Consider the following 17,686-nt stretch of genomic DNA (forward strand, 5'->3'; position numbering starts at 1 on the left):
GCTAGCCGAGTTCGAAAGTGGTGACGCCGAACAGCCGCTCGATGCGTAGTGGCGCGATCGGGCCGGTGTACATCCGCGCGGTCTCGAACACCGGCTTCAGCCCGAGACTCTCCGCCAGCGCCACCGCCTCCGGGTTGATCGCCGGCACATCGAGGAAGACCTCGGAGTCGCCGATCTCGCTCAGCAGCGCCGAGACGATGGCCTCGGCATCGGCCCGGCTGTGCGCGACCAGCGGACCGATCTTAGAGCCGGTGCGGCACGGCCGGATCACGCCCCAGGCGGCAAGCGCGCCATCACGGATGACAGCGCGGCCGACATGGCCGGGGGCTCCGATCCAGGCCTGCAGGAACGCGCGGCGCGACGCCGGAAACACAGCCGCGTCGGAGGCCTCGATGCCGGCCAGCGGCACGTCGCTCAGCGCAACGAAGTCCGATCGCGCAGCAGCCGGCAGCACCGTAGCGGCCTTCCCGCCATAGCGGACATTGGCATAGGCATATTTGAAGCCGGACTTTCGATAATTGTCCTGCTGCGCGACGACACCGTCGAGACCGACGACACGCGATCCCGCATGCGCCATCGCAGCCTGCCAGAGCCGCAGGCCATAGCCATGCCCGCGCAGATCAGGACGTACGATGTAGAAGCCCAGAAACGCGAAGCGTTCGTCGTAGTTGACGCAGGACACCGTCGCGACCGGCACACCGTCACGTTCGGCGATGAGAAATCCCTGCGGATCGACCACGGAAAAGCACGCGGCATCGGACAGGCCGGGATTCCAGCCCTCGGCCGCCGCCCAGTCGAGGACTAGTGGAATCTCGTCAGGCCGCATCGTTCGGATGAGGAGGCCGTCGGCTGCATGGGACGAGGTCATGTCCTCATCCTCATGCCTTGAACACAGCCGCGCATCAGCAACGAAGCCTTGACTGAGGCCATCTCCACTGCTCCTGCTTCACCGTCGGCATCGCCGCGCCGATGAGACGTCGTATCACCGAGGTCGATTTGACAGCCCTTCCTAGCAGAGACATCGCGCAAAGTCCGCCTCCCTCCGTCGCGACCACCGACCGTCTTGTCAGCCTCGACATCCTCCGCGGCCTCGCTTTGTTCGGGGTAATGGCCATCAACGTCGTATTTGAGTTCCGTATCTCGATCTTCCAGCAATTTCTGCCGGCAACGACAACGCATGAGACCAGCACAATCTTCTTCGGAGGTTCATTGTCGCCAGAGATGATCGATCTGTTGTGGACCATCATCGGCGACTCGCCCTTCAATCGGTCCATCGAAGATGGTCTCGCGCGCGCCGTCTCCATGAAGGCGCTTGCCCTGTTCTCGCTGCTGTTCGGCATCGGGCTGGCCATGCAGTTCGACCGGATCGCTCCGGAGCGACGTATCCCCCTGCTGCTCCGGCGGCTGCTCGTCCTGCTCGCGATCGGCATTTTGCACCTGACGCTGCTGTGGAATGGTGACATCCTGACCGAATATGCGCTTGCCGGACTGCTCGTGCTGCCGTTCCTGTTCGCGCCAAGCTGGCTGGTGATCGCGAGCAGCCTCACCCTGCTCGGGCTGTACTTCACCAGCTGGCTTATTCCCGTGCTGCCGCTACTAAGCTCCTCCTGGATGATGCAGCATGTTGTCGATGCCAATCGCATCTATGCCAATGGCAACTTCTCGCAGATCCTGGTGTTCCGGCTGTCCGAAATCAGCGCCATCGCGCCGCTGCATTTGTGGATCTTTCCGCGCACGCTCGGACTTTTCCTCGCCGGCATCGTCATCTGGCGATCCGGCCTTCTGCGCGATATGCCGCATCACCGCGTCATGCTGCTGCTGACGGCCCTGGCCGCACTCGCTGTCACGATCGACGCCGGCGCATCGCTTGCGACTGTGAGCCTGGCGCTTGCCTATGGTGCGCTGATCCTTTCGGCTGCAAGCACCATCTGGGGCGCCCGCCTGCTCGGCTGGGCGGCTCCCGTCGGCCGGATGGCCTTCACCAACTATCTCATGCAGTCCGTCATCTTCGGCGTCGTGTTCTACGGCTATGGCCTCGGCCTGTTCGGCCGGCTCAGCGTCTCGCTCGCACTTGGCATCGGCGTGGTCGTCTATGTGCTCCAGGTGATCGCGAGCTGGTGCTGGCTGAGGCTGTTTCAGTTCGGCCCCATCGAATGGCTGTGGCGCAGCCTGATGTACAATAAGCTGCAGCCGATGCGGCTTCGGCCGCACTCCTGACGCGACTTTACCCGTCGGGTTACTATGTCGCACCCCAACGGGTGTTGCGCCGTCGGGCAAATCAGCTGCTCATTTCCCGGCGTCACGGCCTACGAGAGGGGCGCCTCGCGATCGTCACGAGCGTTGGGCCGGTGATGCGATGGCCGTCGCGGCGTCAGGCGCGTTTGCGCAAGACTGGTGGCGTGGCGGACGGCGAAATCGTGTGGTCCTGACATCCCGACGCTGATGTCAACTCGCGACGAGGCTTTGCTTCGCGCGAGGATGGTGGTCTGAAAGCCCGGCGCACCAGGGAGACCACGTATAAGCCGTAAGCCCGTCGCGCAGGGAAGGCCGGTAGTTGCGGCCAAACCTGTGGTCACTGCCGCCTGCTTTTCTTCCTGCAGGCGGGCATGGGGGCGGCGAGCGCCCGGCCTTCCCTGCGCCCTCTTCGTTCAGAGGGCGAAATCTGACGCAAGACTCGGACGCGAAGCGTCGCGAGATCGCGGATCCATGTATCACCCTATGTGGACAAATATTGTTGGAGCAAAGAACCTTTCCACCCCTCCACTGTCATCGCCCGCGAAAGCCGGCTATCCAGTATTCCAGAGGCCGTGGTCATCGAACCGGGAGGCCTCGGCGTACTGGATGCTCCGCCTTCGCGGAGCATGACAGCGGCAACAACAGAGCCGCCGTCACACACTCTACCCGCAGCGAGCTACTTCCCCGGCCACACCGGCTTGCGCTTCTCGACAAACGCCTTCAGACCTTCCTTGGCGTCCTCGGTCATCGCGAGCAGCGCGATCTGGCTTTCGAGATAGGCGATGGACTCGTCGAACGACATCGAGGCGATGGCGCGCATGGCGTATTTGCCGCGGCGGATGGCGGTCGGCGACTTGTCGACGATGCGGCCGATCAGCCAGTCGATCTTGCCGTCGAGCTCGGCGGCGGGAACGACATGGTTGAGCAGCCCGGCAGCCTGTGCAGTCTTGGCGTCGAACGGCTCGCCCGTGAGCGCCCATTCGTTGACGAGACGCGGCGGCGCGATACTCTGCAAGAGGCTCAGGACCTGCATGGGGAACACGCCGACCTTCACCTCCGGCAGGCCGAAGACGACGTGATCGGCTGCGACCGCCATGTCGGTCATGCACAGCAAGCCCATGCCGCCGGCCATACAGACGCCGCCGACGCGCGCAATCGCCGGCTTGGTGGAATTCTGCGACAGCCGGAGCAAGTCCGCGTAATCGACATTCGGGCGGGAGAAATCCATCGCGAAGGCCGCGCCGGAGTTCTGCAGGTCGGCGCCGGCGCAGAACGCCTTGTCTCCTGCGCCGGTCAGCACGATCACGCGCACCTCGGGATCGTCATGCGCCGTGCGATAGCCGCGCGAGATCCCGGCGATCACGTCGCCATTCAGCGCGTTGCGCTTCTCCGGACGATTGATGGTGATCCAGAGGGCCTGCCCGCGCTTGTCGAGAATCACGCTGTCGTCGGTCATCGCCTTGCCTGTCGCTTGATGTCGGATGCGAGATTGTCGCGGGATAGCTGCCGCGGGCAAGGAAAACTTGCGTCAAGAGGCCGCGCGGCGGCCGATCTCGGCGATGACCCCGTGCAGCAGCGGACGCACCGGCTCGAACTGGCCAGTGCGCAGGAACGCGATGGTCTGCCGGAACGACGTCGGATGCACCAGCAGGCCCATGTGCGACGCCTTGATGGTGGTGTGGTCCGTCATCCCGGCGAGCTTGCAGCTCTCGACGGAGACGCGGCCGTCGTTCGGCCACGGCAGCAGGAACAGCCCGGCGATCGGATCGAGGAAGCGGTTGCCGGCGATCACGCCGATCTCGTAGTCGGCGGGTGGCAGAGAGGCGAGCGTGACGTCCTTCGTGGTCACCAATTGCAGGCCGGCTGGACCGAAATAAGCGCGATAGAGCCCGACGTTCTGCAGCCGGTCGGCAAGCTCGCTGCCGCCATTGGGCGTTCCCAACATGACGACACGGCCGAGCCGCGCCGGCCGATGCTTCGCAATCGCGACCCGTGCCAGCAGCCCGCCCATCGAGTGGGTCACGAAGTGGATCGGACCGTCGATCCCGGCGGTGAAATCGGCGATCGCCGGGCGGATGTCGTCGGCAAGAAACTCGAGCGGTTTCTTGCGGCTTTCATAGTCGAGGTTCAGCGTCGCAAAACCTGCGCGCTGCAACCGCTTTTCCAGTGGACGCAGCATCAATGATCGGCCGGCGATGCCATGCAGCAGCACAACCCCCGCGCCGCGGGGGCCACTGTGCTGAGAACGCCGGCGCAGCGATGCAATCACGCGACTTCCCGCTCCTCCGGCTCGCGCTCCGTCGTAGCGGTTGCCGCACTCGCCTCGGCAAGTGCCTTGGCGCCGACATAGTCGGTCTTGCCGGAACCGAGCAGCGGGATCTTGTCGACCACCATCACGACGGCCGGCACCGCAAGCTCCGGCGCACCTTGGCCTTTGGCCTGGCGCTGCATCGCGGAGCGTTCGGCATCCTTCTGCGTCGTGATCAGCACGATGCGCTCGCCTTTGCGCTGATCGGGGATCGACACCGCGACCGAAGCCGCCTGCGGCCACAAGGTCGCGGCGATCTGCTCGACCACCGTCAGCGACACCATCTCACCGGCGATCTTGGCAAAGCGCTTGGCGCGGCCCTTGATCGTGATGAAGCCCTGCGCGTCGATGGTGACGATGTCGCCGGTGTCGTGCCAGCCCTCCGGCAGCGCCTCGAGCACGCCGGGATTTTCGGCCCTGACATAGCCGAGCATGACATTGGGCCCCCGGACCGAAAGCCGCCCGCCCTCCTCGATGCCCGGCACCTTGTCGAGCCGGTACTCCATCAGCGGCGACAGGCGCCCGACGGTGCCGACCCGGTTGGCCATCGGCGTGTTCATCGCCAGCACCGGCGCGGTCTCGGTGACGCCATAGCCTTCGAGCAGGCGGATGCCATAACGCTCCATGTAGATCTGCCGTGTCCGATCCTTGACCGGCTCGGCGCCGGCGATGACCAGCCACAGCGTGCGGAAATCATAGGCATGAGCGGAGCGTGCGTAACCAGTCAGGAAGGTGTCGGTGCCGAACAAGATCGTGGCGCCAGTCTGATAGATCAGTTCGGGCACGATCCGGTAATGCAGCGGCGACGGGTACATATAGATCGGAATGCCCGCCAACATGGGCATCATCATGCCGCCGGTGAGGCCGAAGGAGTGGAACACCGGCAAAACATTGAACACAAGATCGTTAGCGTTGGCATCGACCCTCGCCAATGCCTGGGCGGCGTTCGCGAGAATGTTGCGATGGGACAGGACGACGCCCTTTGGCGTGCCTTCGGAGCCGGACGTGAACAGAATCACGGCGGGGTGGTCGGCATTGCGGGCGACGCGCGGCCTGGTGCCGTCGATCATTCCCTTGATCTTGTCGGCCAGGCTGACCGAGGCCTTGACGTCCTCGAGATAGACCAGACGGGCCTGCCCCTCGATCGCCGCGATCAGCTTGTCGAGCTTGCCCTTCTCGATGAAGGCCCGCGACGTCAGAACGGTCGTGACCTGCGCCGCCTTCATCGCCGCCAGCACGTTCACCGGGCCGGCGGAGAAGTTCAGCATTGCCGGCACGCGGCCGATCGACTGCAGCGCCATGAAGACCACGGCGACGCCGGCGGAGTTCGGCAGCAACAGGCCGATGTTCTCGCCCACCATCGTGCCCTGCTCGAGCTTGCGGCTGAGCACCTGCGAGCCCAGCAGCAGCTTGCGATAGGTCAGCTTGGTGCCGAGCGGATCCTCGATCATCACCTTGCCGGTGTCGTGGTCGCGATGGGCATGGGCGAGCGCCTCGAACAGCGTTCGATCCAGCATGGCGTTCTTCACCATGGCTTCGATCATCACGTCCTGCAGCGCAGCGCCAGCTGCATTGCGGCGGGTCTTGCCCTTGAGAGCCGCATCGATGGTGAGCTTCACCGGCGGCAGGATCGTCACCGTCACCTTGGGAAACCACGAGCGCTTGATCTGGCCATCCTTGAGATAGCTGAGATGCGAGCGCTGCGCGCCCTCGATGCGGACCGGCACCACGACGGCGTCGGCCTTGTCGGCGATCATCGCGGTGCCGTCATAGACCTTCATCAGCGAGCCCGACACCGTGATGCGGCCCTCTGGGAAGATCACCACCGGTTCCTGGCTGGCGACCAGCTTGATCAGATCGCGAGCACCGAGCGGCTTGGTCGGGTCGATCGTGATGTGGCTTACAAGTTTCAGGAAGACCTTCGCCCACCAGGCCTTGGAGATCCCGGTGTCGACGGCAAAGGTGGCATCGATCGGCAGCACCGCGTGGAGCAGCGGACCGTCGATCAGGCTGACATGGTTCGGCGCGATCAGCATGCGGGTGCCGGCCGGCGGCAGGTTCTCCAGCCCACGCACCTCAGTGCGGAACAGCGCGCGGAACAGCATCGCGCCGAAGTCGCGCACGCCCTCCCTGCCCCATTTGTTGAGCACGAACCAAACGGCGCCGAAGCTCGCCAAAGCCAGACCGAAGAAGATCCAGGCGATCGAGAGGCCTGCGGCCTGCAGACCGGCCACGCCCAGCGAGCCGACCACCATGAAGGCGGCCTGCAGCACGTTGCCGGCAGCGATGACCCGGGCGCGCTCAGTCGGCTCCGACCAGGCCTGCACCGCGGCGAAGGCAGGAACCACGAACAGGCCGCCACCAAAGGCGAACACCGCGAAATCAATCAGCATGCGCGCTCCCGCCCAGGAGCCGACGAAGGCGAGCGGCGAGAGGTCCTTCGCGGTCGCTGTCGTCCCGATCGTCCAGGACAGATCGAGACCGAGCACGCCCATGAGGATTGCGCCGATCGGCACCAGCGCGAGATTCGGCCTGACGTGGCTGAGATGCGCCGCGAACAGCGAGCCGATGGCGATGCCGATCGCGAAGACGGCGAGGCACAAGGTGACCACACCCTCGGTGCCGCCGACGACATCCTTGACCAGCGCGGGCAGCAGCGACAGCACGACGGCGCCGACCAGCCAGAACCACGACACGATCACCATGCCGTCCCACAGCCGGGGCATGGCATGCAACGACTTCAGAAGGTGCGAGGTCGATGTCCAAGGGTTGGCCGTGATGCGCAGATCCGGTGCCGACGGCGAAGTGTGCGGAATGCGCGACGCCGAAGCCCAGGAGATCACCGCGAGACCGATGACGGCGAGAGCGACCCATCCCATATGCGACGAGCCGGAGACGAGCTGGCCGCCGGCGATGGTGCCGATCAGGATGGCCATGAAGGTCGCACCTTCTACCAGCGCGTTGCCAGTAGCGAGTTCACCGACCGTCAGTTGATCCGGCAGCATCGCGTATTTCACGGGGCCGAACAGCGCGGCGATGACACCGAACATGCCGAGGGCGACGAACAGAAGCGGGATCGAATGCAGAAAGAAGCCCAGCGCCGCGAAGCCTGCGGCAAAGATTTCCGCGAACTTGAGCCGGCGCGCCACGATTCCCTTGACGTATCGATCCGCCAGCTCGCCGCCGAGCCCGGACAAGATGAAGAATGGGAAGATGAAGACGGCGCCCGCCACGGTCACAAGCGCGTCGCCATGCGTTGCCACGGCGCCGTAGAGCAGCATGATGACCAGCGCATTCTTCAGAACGTTGTCGTTCAGCGCCGAGGAGAATTGGGCCCAGAACAGCGGGGCAAAACGACGCGACGACATCAACTGCTTGATCACGATCGATTCCTGGTGTGCTGCAGCGGCTTGGCCGCAAGGACCGCAAGAGCCTTGGTTGGTGATGAAATGAGGTGGTGCCGGTGATGCATCCCGTTAGACGCGGTCATGCGTTTTCGCGTTCTCTGTTGGTCGCCGACCAGCACGAAGAGTAGCGCGAAGGTCGTGTGCAAAAGGCTTATCCAGACCTGTGGGAGCTGGAGGGGATGTATGGAACGCAAGGACATGGTGACCGCTTCGTTGCGCCTGAGATGGTGATTCGAGACGAGGTCAGGTCAGTTCGCTCAGGTAACGGAAGCAGCCGAATAGGCCGCCACGGCGAAGCCGGTGCCCTTCGCGCCCGGCGGCACGAAAAAGACGTTGTCCGGCCAGCCGCCTCGTTCGTCGCGCAGCGAGCAGACCGGCAACATCACAGGCATTTGCGATGCGCTCGACACGCGCCGTCAAAAGGTGAGACGCGGACCGGGCCAGACCGTTCAGCATCACCATGGGATTGATCGAAAAAAGTTGCGGAGCGCGAGAGCTGAGAACCTGCATGGGACTTCTCCATATTTTTGAGCGTTGCTCAAAAATACTTACAACAAATTTGAGCGACGCTCAAGCGGAGAATGCAAGAGGCCAGATAAAGGTAAAATAATCCTATGAACGGCCCGTCCTAGGCGTGAGAGGTGAATAACGCCTTGGAAGCAAAAGGGATGTTGATAACTCGGCTTTGCCGAGCTGGTCAGCCCGCCGATTTGCGCAGCCAGACCTTGTTGTCGTGGAAGGCAGCGCCCCCGATCGGAGCGACGGTGTCGGCTGCGGTGAGCACGTTGATGCCCCGTCCACTGATATGGGCGCGATTGGGATGGATCGATTCGGCGATCAGCACCCCGCGTTGAACTCCGTCGAACAGCCGGGCGGCAAGCGAGGTCTGTCCGCGCTCATTGCCGAGCGTGACGATGTCGCCGTCGACAATGCCGAGCGGGGCTGCATCCAGCGGATGGATCATGACGGAGGGGCCCCCTTCCCGCGCCTGCGACGATGGCGTCTCGTTGAAGGAGGTGTTGAGGAACGAGCGAGCCGGACTTGTCGCAAGCCGGAACGGATGCTGCTGATCGACCTCTTCGGTCACCGCCCAATGGTCGGGCAATGACGGCATGCGCTCCGGATTGCCCATGACGCGGCCGAATGGCGGATGAGCCCAGTCGGCCTTGAAGTGGAATTTACCGTCCCTGTGCGCGAAACCGTCGAGATAGTGCGAGGTGCGAAAGTCCGGCTGAAGGTCACGCCAGACATCGGCCTCGAGCCCGGCGATATCGCCATGGCCGCTCTTCTTCAACGTCGCATCGATCAGCTCGCGCGGCGACATCTCGAAGCCCGGATGCACCGCCCGCAACCGGCGCGCTAGGCCCTGCAGCACCTCATGATTGGACCGGCACTCGCCGGGCGGGTCGATCAGCTTCGGTCCGACCGAAATGTGCTGATGGCCGCCGCCGTAATAGAGATCGTCATGCTCCATGAACATCGTGGCGGGCAGCACGATGTCCGCCATCTGCGCCGTCTCGGTCATGAACTGCTCGTGGACGGCGACGAAAAGGTCTTCGCGCGCAAATCCGTTGCGAACCAGCTCCTGCTCGGGTGCCACCGTCATCGGATTGGTGTTCTGGATCAGCATCGCCTTGACTGGCGGGCCGCCACAGAGGGCCACCGCGTCTCCCGTTAGGATGCGCCCGATCTGGGACTGATCGAGAAAGCGAGTGGAATGATCCACGGCGTCGTGGCCCTCGATGATGGACTCGTCGAAATGCCACAGCGCCGCGTTGTTGAAGAAGGCACCGCCTCCTTCGTATTGCCAGGCGCCCGTCACGGCGGGAATGCAGGATGCCGCATGCATCTGCGTCGCGCCGTTCCTGCTGCGGGTGAAGCCATAACCCAGTCGGAAGAAGGTCCGCTTCGTCTCTCCGACCAGACGGGCGAACGCCTCGATCTCGGCCACGGGAACGCCAGAGATTTGCGATGCCCATTGCGGCGTCCGCGTCTGCAGATGCGCTTCGAGTTCCGCAGGGCAGTCCGTGTACTTCTCCATATAGGCGCGGTCGGCAAAGCCATCGCGAAACAGCACGTGCATCACGCCGCAGGCAAAGGCGCCGTCTGTGCCCGGGCGCAGGATGATCTTGATGTCGGCCTGCTTCATCGTCTCATTGTCGTAGACATCGATCGCCGCGATCTTGGCGGCCCGCTCTTTTCGGGCGCGCGCGGCATGAGTCATGACATTGACCTGCGTGTTCACCGGGTTCGTGCCCCAAATCACGACCAGGTCCGAGAGCGCCATCTCCCGCGGATCGACGCCGGCGATCTTCCCAGTGCCGATGGCAAAGCCGATACGCGCGACATTGGCGCAGATCGTCGAGTAGAACCGCGAATACTTCTTCACATGGGTGAGACGATTGAGGCCATCGCGCATCACGAGCCCCATCGTGCCCGCGTAATAATACGGCCAGACCGACTGAGCGCCAAAGTCGCGCTCCGCCTGGAGAAATCGCTCCGCGATCTCGTCCAATGCCTCGTCCCAGGACATGCGTGCGAATTGCCCTGAGCCCTTCGGACCGATGCGACGCATCGGATGCATCAGCCTTTCAGGATGATGAATCCGCTCGGCATATCTCGCGACCTTGGCGCAAACCACGCCAGCCGTATAGGTCTGCCGTTTCGAGCCGCGAACGCGGCCGATCGTCTTCCGATCGAGCACTTCGACGTCGAGCGCGCAGGCCGACGGACAATCGTGCGGGCAGGTAGAATGGCGGATATCGACCCGAGTCTGCTGGTTCATGCCCGATTGGTAGCATCAAAGAATGCATCCGCCGAGAGCATTCGCGAGGCATTCGCACGAACGAGATTCGTGCGTGTCTGCTCCACCGCAGATTTGCTTCTGGATGTGGACAAGTCGCCGCCGACAACGGCCGATCCGGCGTTAGGGGCGAGATGAAGACGGCAAGAAAAGACGATAGGCTCTGTTGCGTGCTCGTGGTTGCTGCCTGCGTACAGCGCAGTGCACCATCACGAGTCCTCAGCTGACGGCAATTTCGATTGCAAAGCCAGTTTCATATATTAATATATCAGCTGAGGAAACGAAGATGTCCGGTCGACCCCCGAGGAAATTGGCCGCAGCGCCACGGCCCGTGGTCGCCCGCATGCGCCGCAATGGTCGCCCCCGCGGCGCGACAGCAGCGTCACGCATCTACACCGATCTCAGGTCCGAACTCGTGTCGCTCGTGCGCCTGCCGGGCGAACCGATTTCGGAAGCGCAGATCGCGACGGCCTATGGCGTCAGCAGGACACCGGTCCGCGAGGCCATTCTGAAACTCGCGGACGAAGGGCTGGTCGAGATCTTTCCGCAGTCCGGCATCTTCGTCTCGCGCATTCCGGTCGCAGCACTCCCCGAGACCATCATCATCCGAAAGTCTCTCGAAGAGACGACCGCACGGATGGCGGCCGAGCATGCGACATCGAGCCAGTTGCTCAACCTGCATGCGACCCTCGAACGTCAGCGCGAGGCCTGCGCCGCAAAGGATCGCGAAGCCTTCCACCAGGCGGACGAGATGTTTCACGCTGGCATCGCCGAGGTCGCCGGCTATCCCGGGATCTGGAAGCTGATCGTTCAGGTCAAGGTTCACGTCGACCGCTATCGTCGACTGACCCTGCCGCAGATCGGACGGATGGCCGAAGTGATCGCAGAGCACGAACCAATTCTCCAGGCCATCGAACGGCGCGATCCGGATCGTGCCAGGGCTGCCATGGCGAGTCATCTGGAACGCCTGCTCGACGACATCTCTGAAATTCAGACCAAGAATCCAGAGTATTTCGATCAACCAGGCTAACGAGATGATCGCATCGAACCTTGCGGCGACACGATCATTCCGTCGGAGAGACGCCATGAAAAGACGCGATTTCATCAGACTGAGCGTGGGCTTTGCGGGCGTTGCAACGCTGCCGCCGATCTCGGCCGCCCTTGCGCAATCGAAGGCGGTGTTCAAGGCATCCGACGTTCAGCCGCCGGGTTATCCGACGGTTGCAGCAACAGAAAACCTCGGCAAGAAGCTTGCAGCGGCAACCAACGGCAGGCTGTTGATCCAGATGTATCCCTCCGCTCAGCTCGGCGGCGAGAAAGAGACTATCGAGCAGACCCAGATCGGGGCGATCCAGATACTGCGGGTCAGCGCCGGCGCGCTCGGCCCGATCGTCGACGACGTCAACGTCGTCAACATGCCCTTCCTGTTCAAGAGCATCGAACATTCTGAAAAGATGATGGACGGTCCGATCGGTCAGGACCTTCTGGACCGCGTCAGCGCCAATGCCAGCGCAAATCTCGTCGCACTCTGCTGGATGAATTCTGGCGCGCGCAGCATCTACAACACCAAGAAGCCCATCAGGACGGTCGAGGACGTCAAGGGGCTGAAGATCCGCGTGATCGGCAATCCCATCTTCATCGACATGATGAACGCGCTCGGCGGCAACGGCGTCGCGATGGGCTACGATCAGGTCTTCAGCGCGCTGCAGACCGGCGTGATCGACGGGGCCGAAAACAATCCGCCGAGCTACGTCTCCAGCAATCATTGCACGGCCGCGAAGTACTATTCGCTCACCCAGCATCTCGTCATTCCGGAAATCCTCGTGTTCTCGAAGCGGTCCTGGGCAAACCTGTCGACCGACGACCAGACCTTGATCAAGAAGTTCGCGCGCGAAGCGCAGATGGAGGAGCGCGAACTCTGGAAGGCCTACGAGCGGGAAGCGATTGAGAAGGCCAAGGCCGGTGGCTCCGAGATCGTCGAAATCGCCAACAAGGCGCCGTTCCAGAAGGCCGTGAAGCCGGTCTGGGACAAATACGGTCCGAAGTACCAAGAAATGATCAAGCGCATTCAGGACATCGCATAGACCGCACGCTCGGTTCGGACGATCAGGAGGCTTACGATGGCCGGACTCTATCGCCGGGCGATGGATGCACTGTATCCCGCTTGCGTCATCGTGGGCGTAACGGCGCTCGTGCTGATCTCAGCCGTCATCCCTTGGGCGGTCTTCACCCGCTACGTCCTGAACGGCGCCGCTTCCTGGCCCGAGGCGATGGCCGTCCTGTTGTGCTGGTGCCACCAAGCCCTAACGCCGTCCTTCACGCGCTCGCGACCGGCGGGACGATCTCGATCAGCGCGCTGTTCATGGCGGGTGTATTCCCGGGGCCGCTGCTCGGCTTCTCGCTGATCCTGCTCTGCATCGTGATCGCCTATCGCGAGGGCCATCCCCCACGGCCAGCGGGTCCGGCCAAGGATTTGGTCGTCCGCCGCCCCCGAAATCCAGCTCGCCGCCGGCGAGATACGGCCATCATCGGCTAGGTAGGACGCCGGAAAATGCCTCGCCGCCCCTACTCGTCTTCGTCTTGACCAGCCTCCGCCAATCCGCGTAGCGGCTCGGGGTTCAGAAGCACGATCGCCCCGTGCTCGAGGCGGACCCAGTCCCGCGCCGCCCATGCACGCAACTGCTTGTTGATGCTCTCCCGCGTCATGCCGACCATTTCGCTGATCTCTTGCTGCGTGATGGCAATGGTGCGGCTCGCGGCATCCAGCTTGCGCTTGTCGGTCAGGCCGAGCAGCGCACTGGCAAGGCGGCGGGGAAGATCCTGAAGGATGACCTGCTCGACCTGGTCGCTGGTCCAGCGCAGCCGATCGCAAAGCAGCTCGATGAACTTCATTGCCAGCACCGGCTGGCTCTTTACGAACGGCAGGAATTCGCGCCGATCGATGACCAGGATCTCGCAGTTCGTATTGGCCGTTGCATCGGCTGTACGTTCTCGTCCGTCGAGCACGGCGACTTCGCCGAATATCTCGCCGGCGCTGATCAGGTTCAGGATAGCATTGCGGCCGTCGGGCGACGAGACACTGATTTTGACGGTGCCACTGATCACGGCATACAAGCTCGAGCCGGGATCGCCTTTTGAGAAGATGGTTGCACCGCGCTTGAGCGATGTCGGCTTGGCGTAGCGGCAGAGCTGATCGACCGCATCAGCCTCGAGTTCACGAAAAATCGGATGCTGACGCAGCACCGACAGCTTGCCGTTGTTGGTAGGTCGGACGCTCGCCCGCTTTTCCTCAGCCACACCGCATCTCCCAGGCGTCCGAATACCGCCGCCCAAGGGAGAGGTCCAAAGCCGGTGGCCAAAGCCCCGCGAATGTCAGGGGACTATGGACACGCCTACAGCCACCAGCAAAGACGATCCCTCAGACTTGCGACCACCGATCCTCGATTTCATTGCACCTCGGAATACGGCAGATCGGCGGATTGTCCAGGAAAATGCGGCGAACGCTCAACGGCGAAGCCATGTGCCAATCGACGCCGGAGGCGTTTCCGCCGCCGATACGGGCCCGGCATACATTGTGCAGCGCGTGGGAATCGTCCAGCCGCCCCGTCGGACCAGCAGCGCTACTCTTCTGAGCGCAAGATGCCGCAGTCCAAGGGTAGCCTGTACCTCACACCCGATGCCTTGTCTGTGAATCAGCCCAAAGCAGGACCGCGGCGAACCCGACAAAGACCCCCACAACTGCAAAGCTGACCAACATAGCGTCGAGCGGCATGTCTCTCTCCCCTGTTCGAGTTTGAGATACAGTTCCCTACCGGCTGCGCGACAGTCCTTGATCCAGATCAATGCAATGCGGATTTCGCCAACGATGTCAGGCAGCAGCCATTGCTTCGGCTCGTGCCGAGTCCCGAAGCGAGACGCCCCCGGGCAGGATCGCGATGATGCCCTCCCGTTCGAGCTTCGTGAACGTTCGACTGACGGTCTCGATGGTGAGCCCGAGATAGTCGGCGATATCCTGCCGACTCATCGGCAACGGTACCATGTTAGAGGGTCCCCGAAGCTCCACCAGCCGATCCCTCCAGCCAACGAGGAATGTCGCGACCTTCTCCTCGGCTGATCGGCGCCCAAGAAGTACCATGTGATCACGCGCCTGATTCAGCTCCTGCACGGCCAGTTCGTTCATCCGGCGCAGCAGATTCGGCTTGTCCTCGGCAAAGCGTCCGAACGGTCCCTTCGCGAACTGGCAGACGGTGACGGGACCGATCGCGTCAGCCGAAAATCCGTGCCGTTCCTCCGTCGTCATGCCGACGAAGTCACCGGGGAGCGCAAATCCGACGATCTGCCTGCGTCCGTCGGGGAGAAGCTTGTAGAGCCTCATGACCCCATCCAATAAATTGTAGAAGCAGGACGATGTGTCTTCCTGCGCGAAAACCGTCTCGCAGGTCGCAAAATGCGCTCGGCGGCTGAGGTGCTCGAATTCGCGCATTTCGAACTGGTCGAGCGACGCACAGACACTGAATCCCCGCACGGCACAATCGGCACAGGCCTGCCCGTGGAAATCGATTGCAACAAGAGACGTCTTCATACGGGGGCTCCGGTGGGCCAAGCGCAAAGAGAATGATTGCATTCTAACGGACGCTCGAAGTTCCGATTGATTCAAATCAAACGAACCAACAATCCGGGCCCTATCGTGGCCGCCACTCCCAACCAATGGATATCGTGAATGCAGCGGCTTGTTCTGTGCCACCTTCTCGCCGCGATTGCGTTAGCGACCCCGTCATACGCGGCGTCGACGGCGCAGCAACGCGGACAGGCTTTCGCGAAGGCCCACTGCGCACGATGCCACGCCATTGGTCGAACGGGAGATAGCCCGTTCGAACCGGCTCCTCCGTTCCGAAGCCTCCATCTCCGCTACCCGATCGAATCTTTGGGCGAAGCGCTCGCGGAGGGGATCATGACTGGTCACCCGGCCATGCCCCAATTCCAGCTTGCGCCGCCGCAGATCCACGATCTGCTCTCGTATTTGAAGAGCTTGGAATAGCCCGATCGATTCAGAGCGCCTGTATCGTCCAGGTCAGAATCGATTTGGCAATCCGGCCGAAGGCCTCATCGAAGGCGGACACGGCATCAGCAGGATCAAGCCGGGCAACGGGCTGGCTTTCGTCAAACAGCCGAGACGCGATGGCCTTGCCGTTCTTGTCGACGAGGCGAGCCGACAGGCCAATTTCCACCGCGGCGGTATCGCCATTGATCCGGAAACGGCGGACATCGATCAGCAGCTGAAAATCCGGCTGGCCCAGATCGGATGTCCGCAGCGGAGCGTGGGCCACATCGTAGTTCTCGAAGGCATCGATCAGACGTGATTGCAACAACTTGGGGATGCTGTCAGCCCACAGGAAATCACCGAACCCGGGGTAGTCCTTTGTGGGCGTGAACAGCATGCGCTGAGTCTGCAGCATCGCCACGGCCGTGGGCTCAGGTATCGAGAGCTGACCCTTGATGGTCTTGTTGACCGGCCCCAGTTCTCTTGGCGCGCTCAGATCATAGGTGACTTTCTGTGCTGGAGCACCGCCTCCCGTCATTTTCTCCAGACCCGAGACGATTCCATCGAGCTTGCCGGTATTCCGCGCGAGGCCGTCCGAGAATGTCTTGAGGTTGGCGATCGTATCTTTGAGCGGCCCGGCATTCTCCGCAAGAACTGCGTCGACACGCCGCAGGGCGTCCCGGGCGGCCTGCGTCATGCTTTGTCCGGCGCCTGGTTCTGCAATCAAGGTCGATACGGCACTCGCCGCTCCTGCAGACGCGCCGCCCTCCAGCGCGATCACCGGCACTCCGGTCAGCCCCTGAAATTCCAACCCTACTTTGGTGTCGGCGCGCACCGGGGTCGTCGACGCCACGGAAATCGTTGCGTTGACCCGACGCGGATCGTTCGGCGCCAGACCGAGCTCAGTCACCTCGCCGACCCGGATTCCGTTGAACAGAACGGCAGCCCCGACCAGCAGGCCGGGCACCGAGCCCTCGAACTGCACGTGATAGGTCGTGCGAGGCCCGAGTCCTCCGGTGTTGTTGAGCCAGTAAACGAAGCCAAAGATCGCGACGATGGCCGCCAGCACGAAGCCGCCGATGACAGCGAAGGGCGCACGGGTTTCCATCTTTCAACTCGCTTTTGGTTGCAGCATCTGGGATCGCTTGCCGTGAAAATAGGCTTTGACCCATGGATGTTCTGATCGGAGGAGGTCGCTCATAGGACCAATCGCCACGATCCTGCCATCGGCCAACGCAGCGACACGGTCGCAGACCGTGTTGAGGCTGGCGAGGTCATGGGTCACCATGAACACCGTCAATCCCAACGTCAGCTGGAGCGTCTTGATCAGGGCGTCGAAGTCGCCGGCGGAGATCGGATCGAGGCCGGAGGTCGGCTCATCAAGAAATACGATCGCCGGATCGAGAGCGAGGGCGCGCGCCAGCGCGGCGCGCTTCGTCATGCCGCCGGATAGCTCGGCTGGGAATTTATCACCGTCCTCTGCGCGAAGGCCGACCATTTCGAGCTTGGCTATCGCGATCTCATCCATCAACTCCTGCGACATCTGCAGGCTCTCGCGCAGCGGAAACTGTACGTTCTGTTTGACCGTCAGTGACGAGAACAGAGCACCCTGCTGGAACAGAATTCCCCAGCGCTTCGCTGCAGCCTGCGTCGTCCGCTCCTCGGCGCCCCCAACGGTTGTCCCCATGACCTCAATGGTCCCGCTGCGCCGAGGAATGAGTCCGATGATCGTCCGCATCAGGACGGATTTTCCGCCGCCCGACGCGCCAACCAACCCGAGAATCTCACCGCGACGAACGTCGAGCGAAAGATTGTTCAGAACGAGCTGCCGGCCGAACCCGACAACGAGATCGGTCACGCGGATCGCGCTGGACACGCCAAGATCATCCATC

Annotated in this window: 15 protein-coding genes; 5 read left to right on the forward strand and 10 right to left on the reverse strand. The window is 62.7% G+C overall.

Annotated features, from left to right (window positions below):
• Nucleotide 1 precedes the first annotated feature (1 nt).
• A complete protein-coding gene (locus QW887_RS30790) occupies nucleotides 2-868 on the reverse strand; it encodes a GNAT family N-acetyltransferase (protein ID WP_316195791.1) in 867 nt (288 codons plus the stop codon).
• A 341-nt stretch (nucleotides 869-1,209) separates the two neighbouring features.
• Here QW887_RS30790 and QW887_RS30795 point away from each other — a divergent pair, with 341 nt between their 5' ends.
• Entirely contained in the window at nucleotides 1,210-2,217 is a 1,008-nt protein-coding gene (locus tag QW887_RS30795; RefSeq protein WP_316195792.1) for a DUF418 domain-containing protein, read from the forward strand.
• 694 nt (nucleotides 2,218-2,911) lie between these two features.
• Here the strand turns inward: QW887_RS30795 and QW887_RS30800 are convergent.
• The 5 genes from QW887_RS30800 to QW887_RS30820 all read right to left on the reverse strand — a co-directional run bounded on the left by QW887_RS30800 (nucleotide 2,912) and on the right by QW887_RS30820 (nucleotide 10,735).
• On the reverse strand, nucleotides 2,912-3,691 hold the full coding sequence (locus tag QW887_RS30800; RefSeq protein ID WP_316195794.1) for an enoyl-CoA hydratase/isomerase family protein: 780 nt from the start codon (nucleotides 3,689-3,691) through the stop codon (nucleotides 2,912-2,914).
• 72 nt (nucleotides 3,692-3,763) lie between these two features.
• Nucleotides 3,764-4,501 carry an esterase/lipase family protein gene (locus QW887_RS30805; protein ID WP_315713633.1) on the reverse strand — a complete coding sequence of 246 codons (738 nt, stop codon included), beginning with the start codon at nucleotides 4,499-4,501 and terminating at the stop codon, nucleotides 3,764-3,766.
• Nucleotides 4,501-7,926, reverse strand: coding sequence for an acyl-[ACP]--phospholipid O-acyltransferase (locus QW887_RS30810; protein ID WP_316195795.1), 3,426 nt, complete (start codon nucleotides 7,924-7,926; stop codon nucleotides 4,501-4,503). Before QW887_RS30810 ends, QW887_RS30805 begins: the two co-directional genes overlap by 1 nt.
• Before the next feature lie 267 nt (nucleotides 7,927-8,193).
• The gene (locus QW887_RS30815) at nucleotides 8,194-8,460 is read right to left on the reverse strand and encodes a hypothetical protein (RefSeq protein WP_315712936.1); all 267 of its coding nucleotides are present in this window, start codon (nucleotides 8,458-8,460) and stop codon (nucleotides 8,194-8,196) included.
• 187 nt (nucleotides 8,461-8,647) lie between these two features.
• A complete protein-coding gene (locus tag QW887_RS30820; RefSeq protein WP_315712937.1) occupies nucleotides 8,648-10,735 on the reverse strand; it encodes a molybdopterin oxidoreductase family protein in 2,088 nt (695 codons plus the stop codon).
• A 361-nt stretch (nucleotides 10,736-11,096) separates the two neighbouring features.
• Between QW887_RS30820 and QW887_RS30825 the strand changes: the two genes are divergently transcribed.
• The 3 genes from QW887_RS30825 (at nucleotide 11,097) to QW887_RS30835 (ending at nucleotide 13,289) form a co-directional block, all read left to right on the forward strand.
• Nucleotides 11,097-11,783 (forward strand): GntR family transcriptional regulator, encoded by a 687-nt coding sequence (locus QW887_RS30825; protein WP_315713634.1) that lies wholly within the window; start codon nucleotides 11,097-11,099, stop codon nucleotides 11,781-11,783.
• Between the two features lie 55 nt (nucleotides 11,784-11,838).
• Entirely contained in the window at nucleotides 11,839-12,837 is a 999-nt protein-coding gene (locus QW887_RS30830; RefSeq protein WP_315712938.1) for a TRAP transporter substrate-binding protein, read from the forward strand.
• Nucleotides 12,838-13,043: 206 nt separating this feature from the next.
• Complete coding sequence (locus QW887_RS30835; protein WP_315712939.1) at nucleotides 13,044-13,289, forward strand: TRAP transporter large permease subunit; 246 nt, start codon at nucleotides 13,044-13,046, stop codon at nucleotides 13,287-13,289.
• Between the two features lie 29 nt (nucleotides 13,290-13,318).
• Here the strand turns inward: QW887_RS30835 and QW887_RS30840 are convergent, their stop codons facing one another.
• Complete coding sequence (locus tag QW887_RS30840) at nucleotides 13,319-14,050, reverse strand: Crp/Fnr family transcriptional regulator (protein WP_315712940.1); 732 nt, start codon at nucleotides 14,048-14,050, stop codon at nucleotides 13,319-13,321.
• Between the two features lie 571 nt (nucleotides 14,051-14,621).
• Nucleotides 14,622-15,335, reverse strand: coding sequence for a helix-turn-helix domain-containing protein (locus QW887_RS30845; protein ID WP_315712941.1), 714 nt, complete (start codon nucleotides 15,333-15,335; stop codon nucleotides 14,622-14,624).
• Nucleotides 15,336-15,473: 138 nt separating this feature from the next.
• Here QW887_RS30845 and QW887_RS30850 point away from each other — a divergent pair, with 138 nt between their 5' ends.
• On the forward strand, nucleotides 15,474-15,791 hold the full coding sequence (locus QW887_RS30850; protein ID WP_315712942.1) for a cytochrome c: 318 nt from the start codon (nucleotides 15,474-15,476) through the stop codon (nucleotides 15,789-15,791).
• Nucleotides 15,792-15,801: 10 nt separating this feature from the next.
• On the opposite strand, the gene QW887_RS30855 is transcribed toward QW887_RS30850, so the two are convergent.
• A complete protein-coding gene (locus tag QW887_RS30855; protein ID WP_315712943.1) occupies nucleotides 15,802-16,902 on the reverse strand; it encodes an ABC-type transport auxiliary lipoprotein family protein in 1,101 nt (366 codons plus the stop codon).
• A gap of 3 nt (nucleotides 16,903-16,905) precedes the next feature.
• Nucleotides 16,906-17,685 (reverse strand): ABC transporter ATP-binding protein, encoded by a 780-nt coding sequence (locus QW887_RS30860; protein ID WP_315712944.1) that lies wholly within the window; start codon nucleotides 17,683-17,685, stop codon nucleotides 16,906-16,908.
• Between the last annotated feature and the right edge of the window lies 1 nt (nucleotide 17,686).

This window comes from Bradyrhizobium sp. SZCCHNRI3052, from assembly GCF_032484895.1.
Taxonomy (GTDB): domain Bacteria; phylum Pseudomonadota; class Alphaproteobacteria; order Rhizobiales; family Xanthobacteraceae; genus Bradyrhizobium.

What these genes read in the sequence shown, in the direction of transcription:
- QW887_RS30830 (WP_315712938.1), top strand. Translation starts at nt 11,839, where the DNA reads ATGAAAAGACGCGATTTCATCAGACTGAGCGTGGGCTTTGCGGGCGTT.
- QW887_RS30860 (WP_315712944.1), bottom strand. Translation starts at nt 17,685, where the DNA reads ATGGATGATCTTGGCGTGTCCAGCGCGATCCGCGTGACCGATCTCGTT.
- QW887_RS30855 (WP_315712943.1), bottom strand. Translation starts at nt 16,902, where the DNA reads ATGGAAACCCGTGCGCCCTTCGCTGTCATCGGCGGCTTCGTGCTGGCG.
- QW887_RS30845 (WP_315712941.1), bottom strand. Translation starts at nt 15,335, where the DNA reads ATGAAGACGTCTCTTGTTGCAATCGATTTCCACGGGCAGGCCTGTGCC.
- QW887_RS30790 (WP_316195791.1), bottom strand. Translation starts at nt 868, where the DNA reads ATGACCTCGTCCCATGCAGCCGACGGCCTCCTCATCCGAACGATGCGG.
- QW887_RS30815 (WP_315712936.1), bottom strand. Translation starts at nt 8,460, where the DNA reads ATGCAGGTTCTCAGCTCTCGCGCTCCGCAACTTTTTTCGATCAATCCC.
- QW887_RS30820 (WP_315712937.1), bottom strand. Translation starts at nt 10,735, where the DNA reads ATGAACCAGCAGACTCGGGTCGATATCCGCCATTCTACCTGCCCGCAC.
- QW887_RS30850 (WP_315712942.1), top strand. Translation starts at nt 15,474, where the DNA reads ATGCAGCGGCTTGTTCTGTGCCACCTTCTCGCCGCGATTGCGTTAGCG.
- QW887_RS30800 (WP_316195794.1), bottom strand. Translation starts at nt 3,691, where the DNA reads ATGACCGACGACAGCGTGATTCTCGACAAGCGCGGGCAGGCCCTCTGG.
- QW887_RS30825 (WP_315713634.1), top strand. Translation starts at nt 11,097, where the DNA reads ATGCGCCGCAATGGTCGCCCCCGCGGCGCGACAGCAGCGTCACGCATC.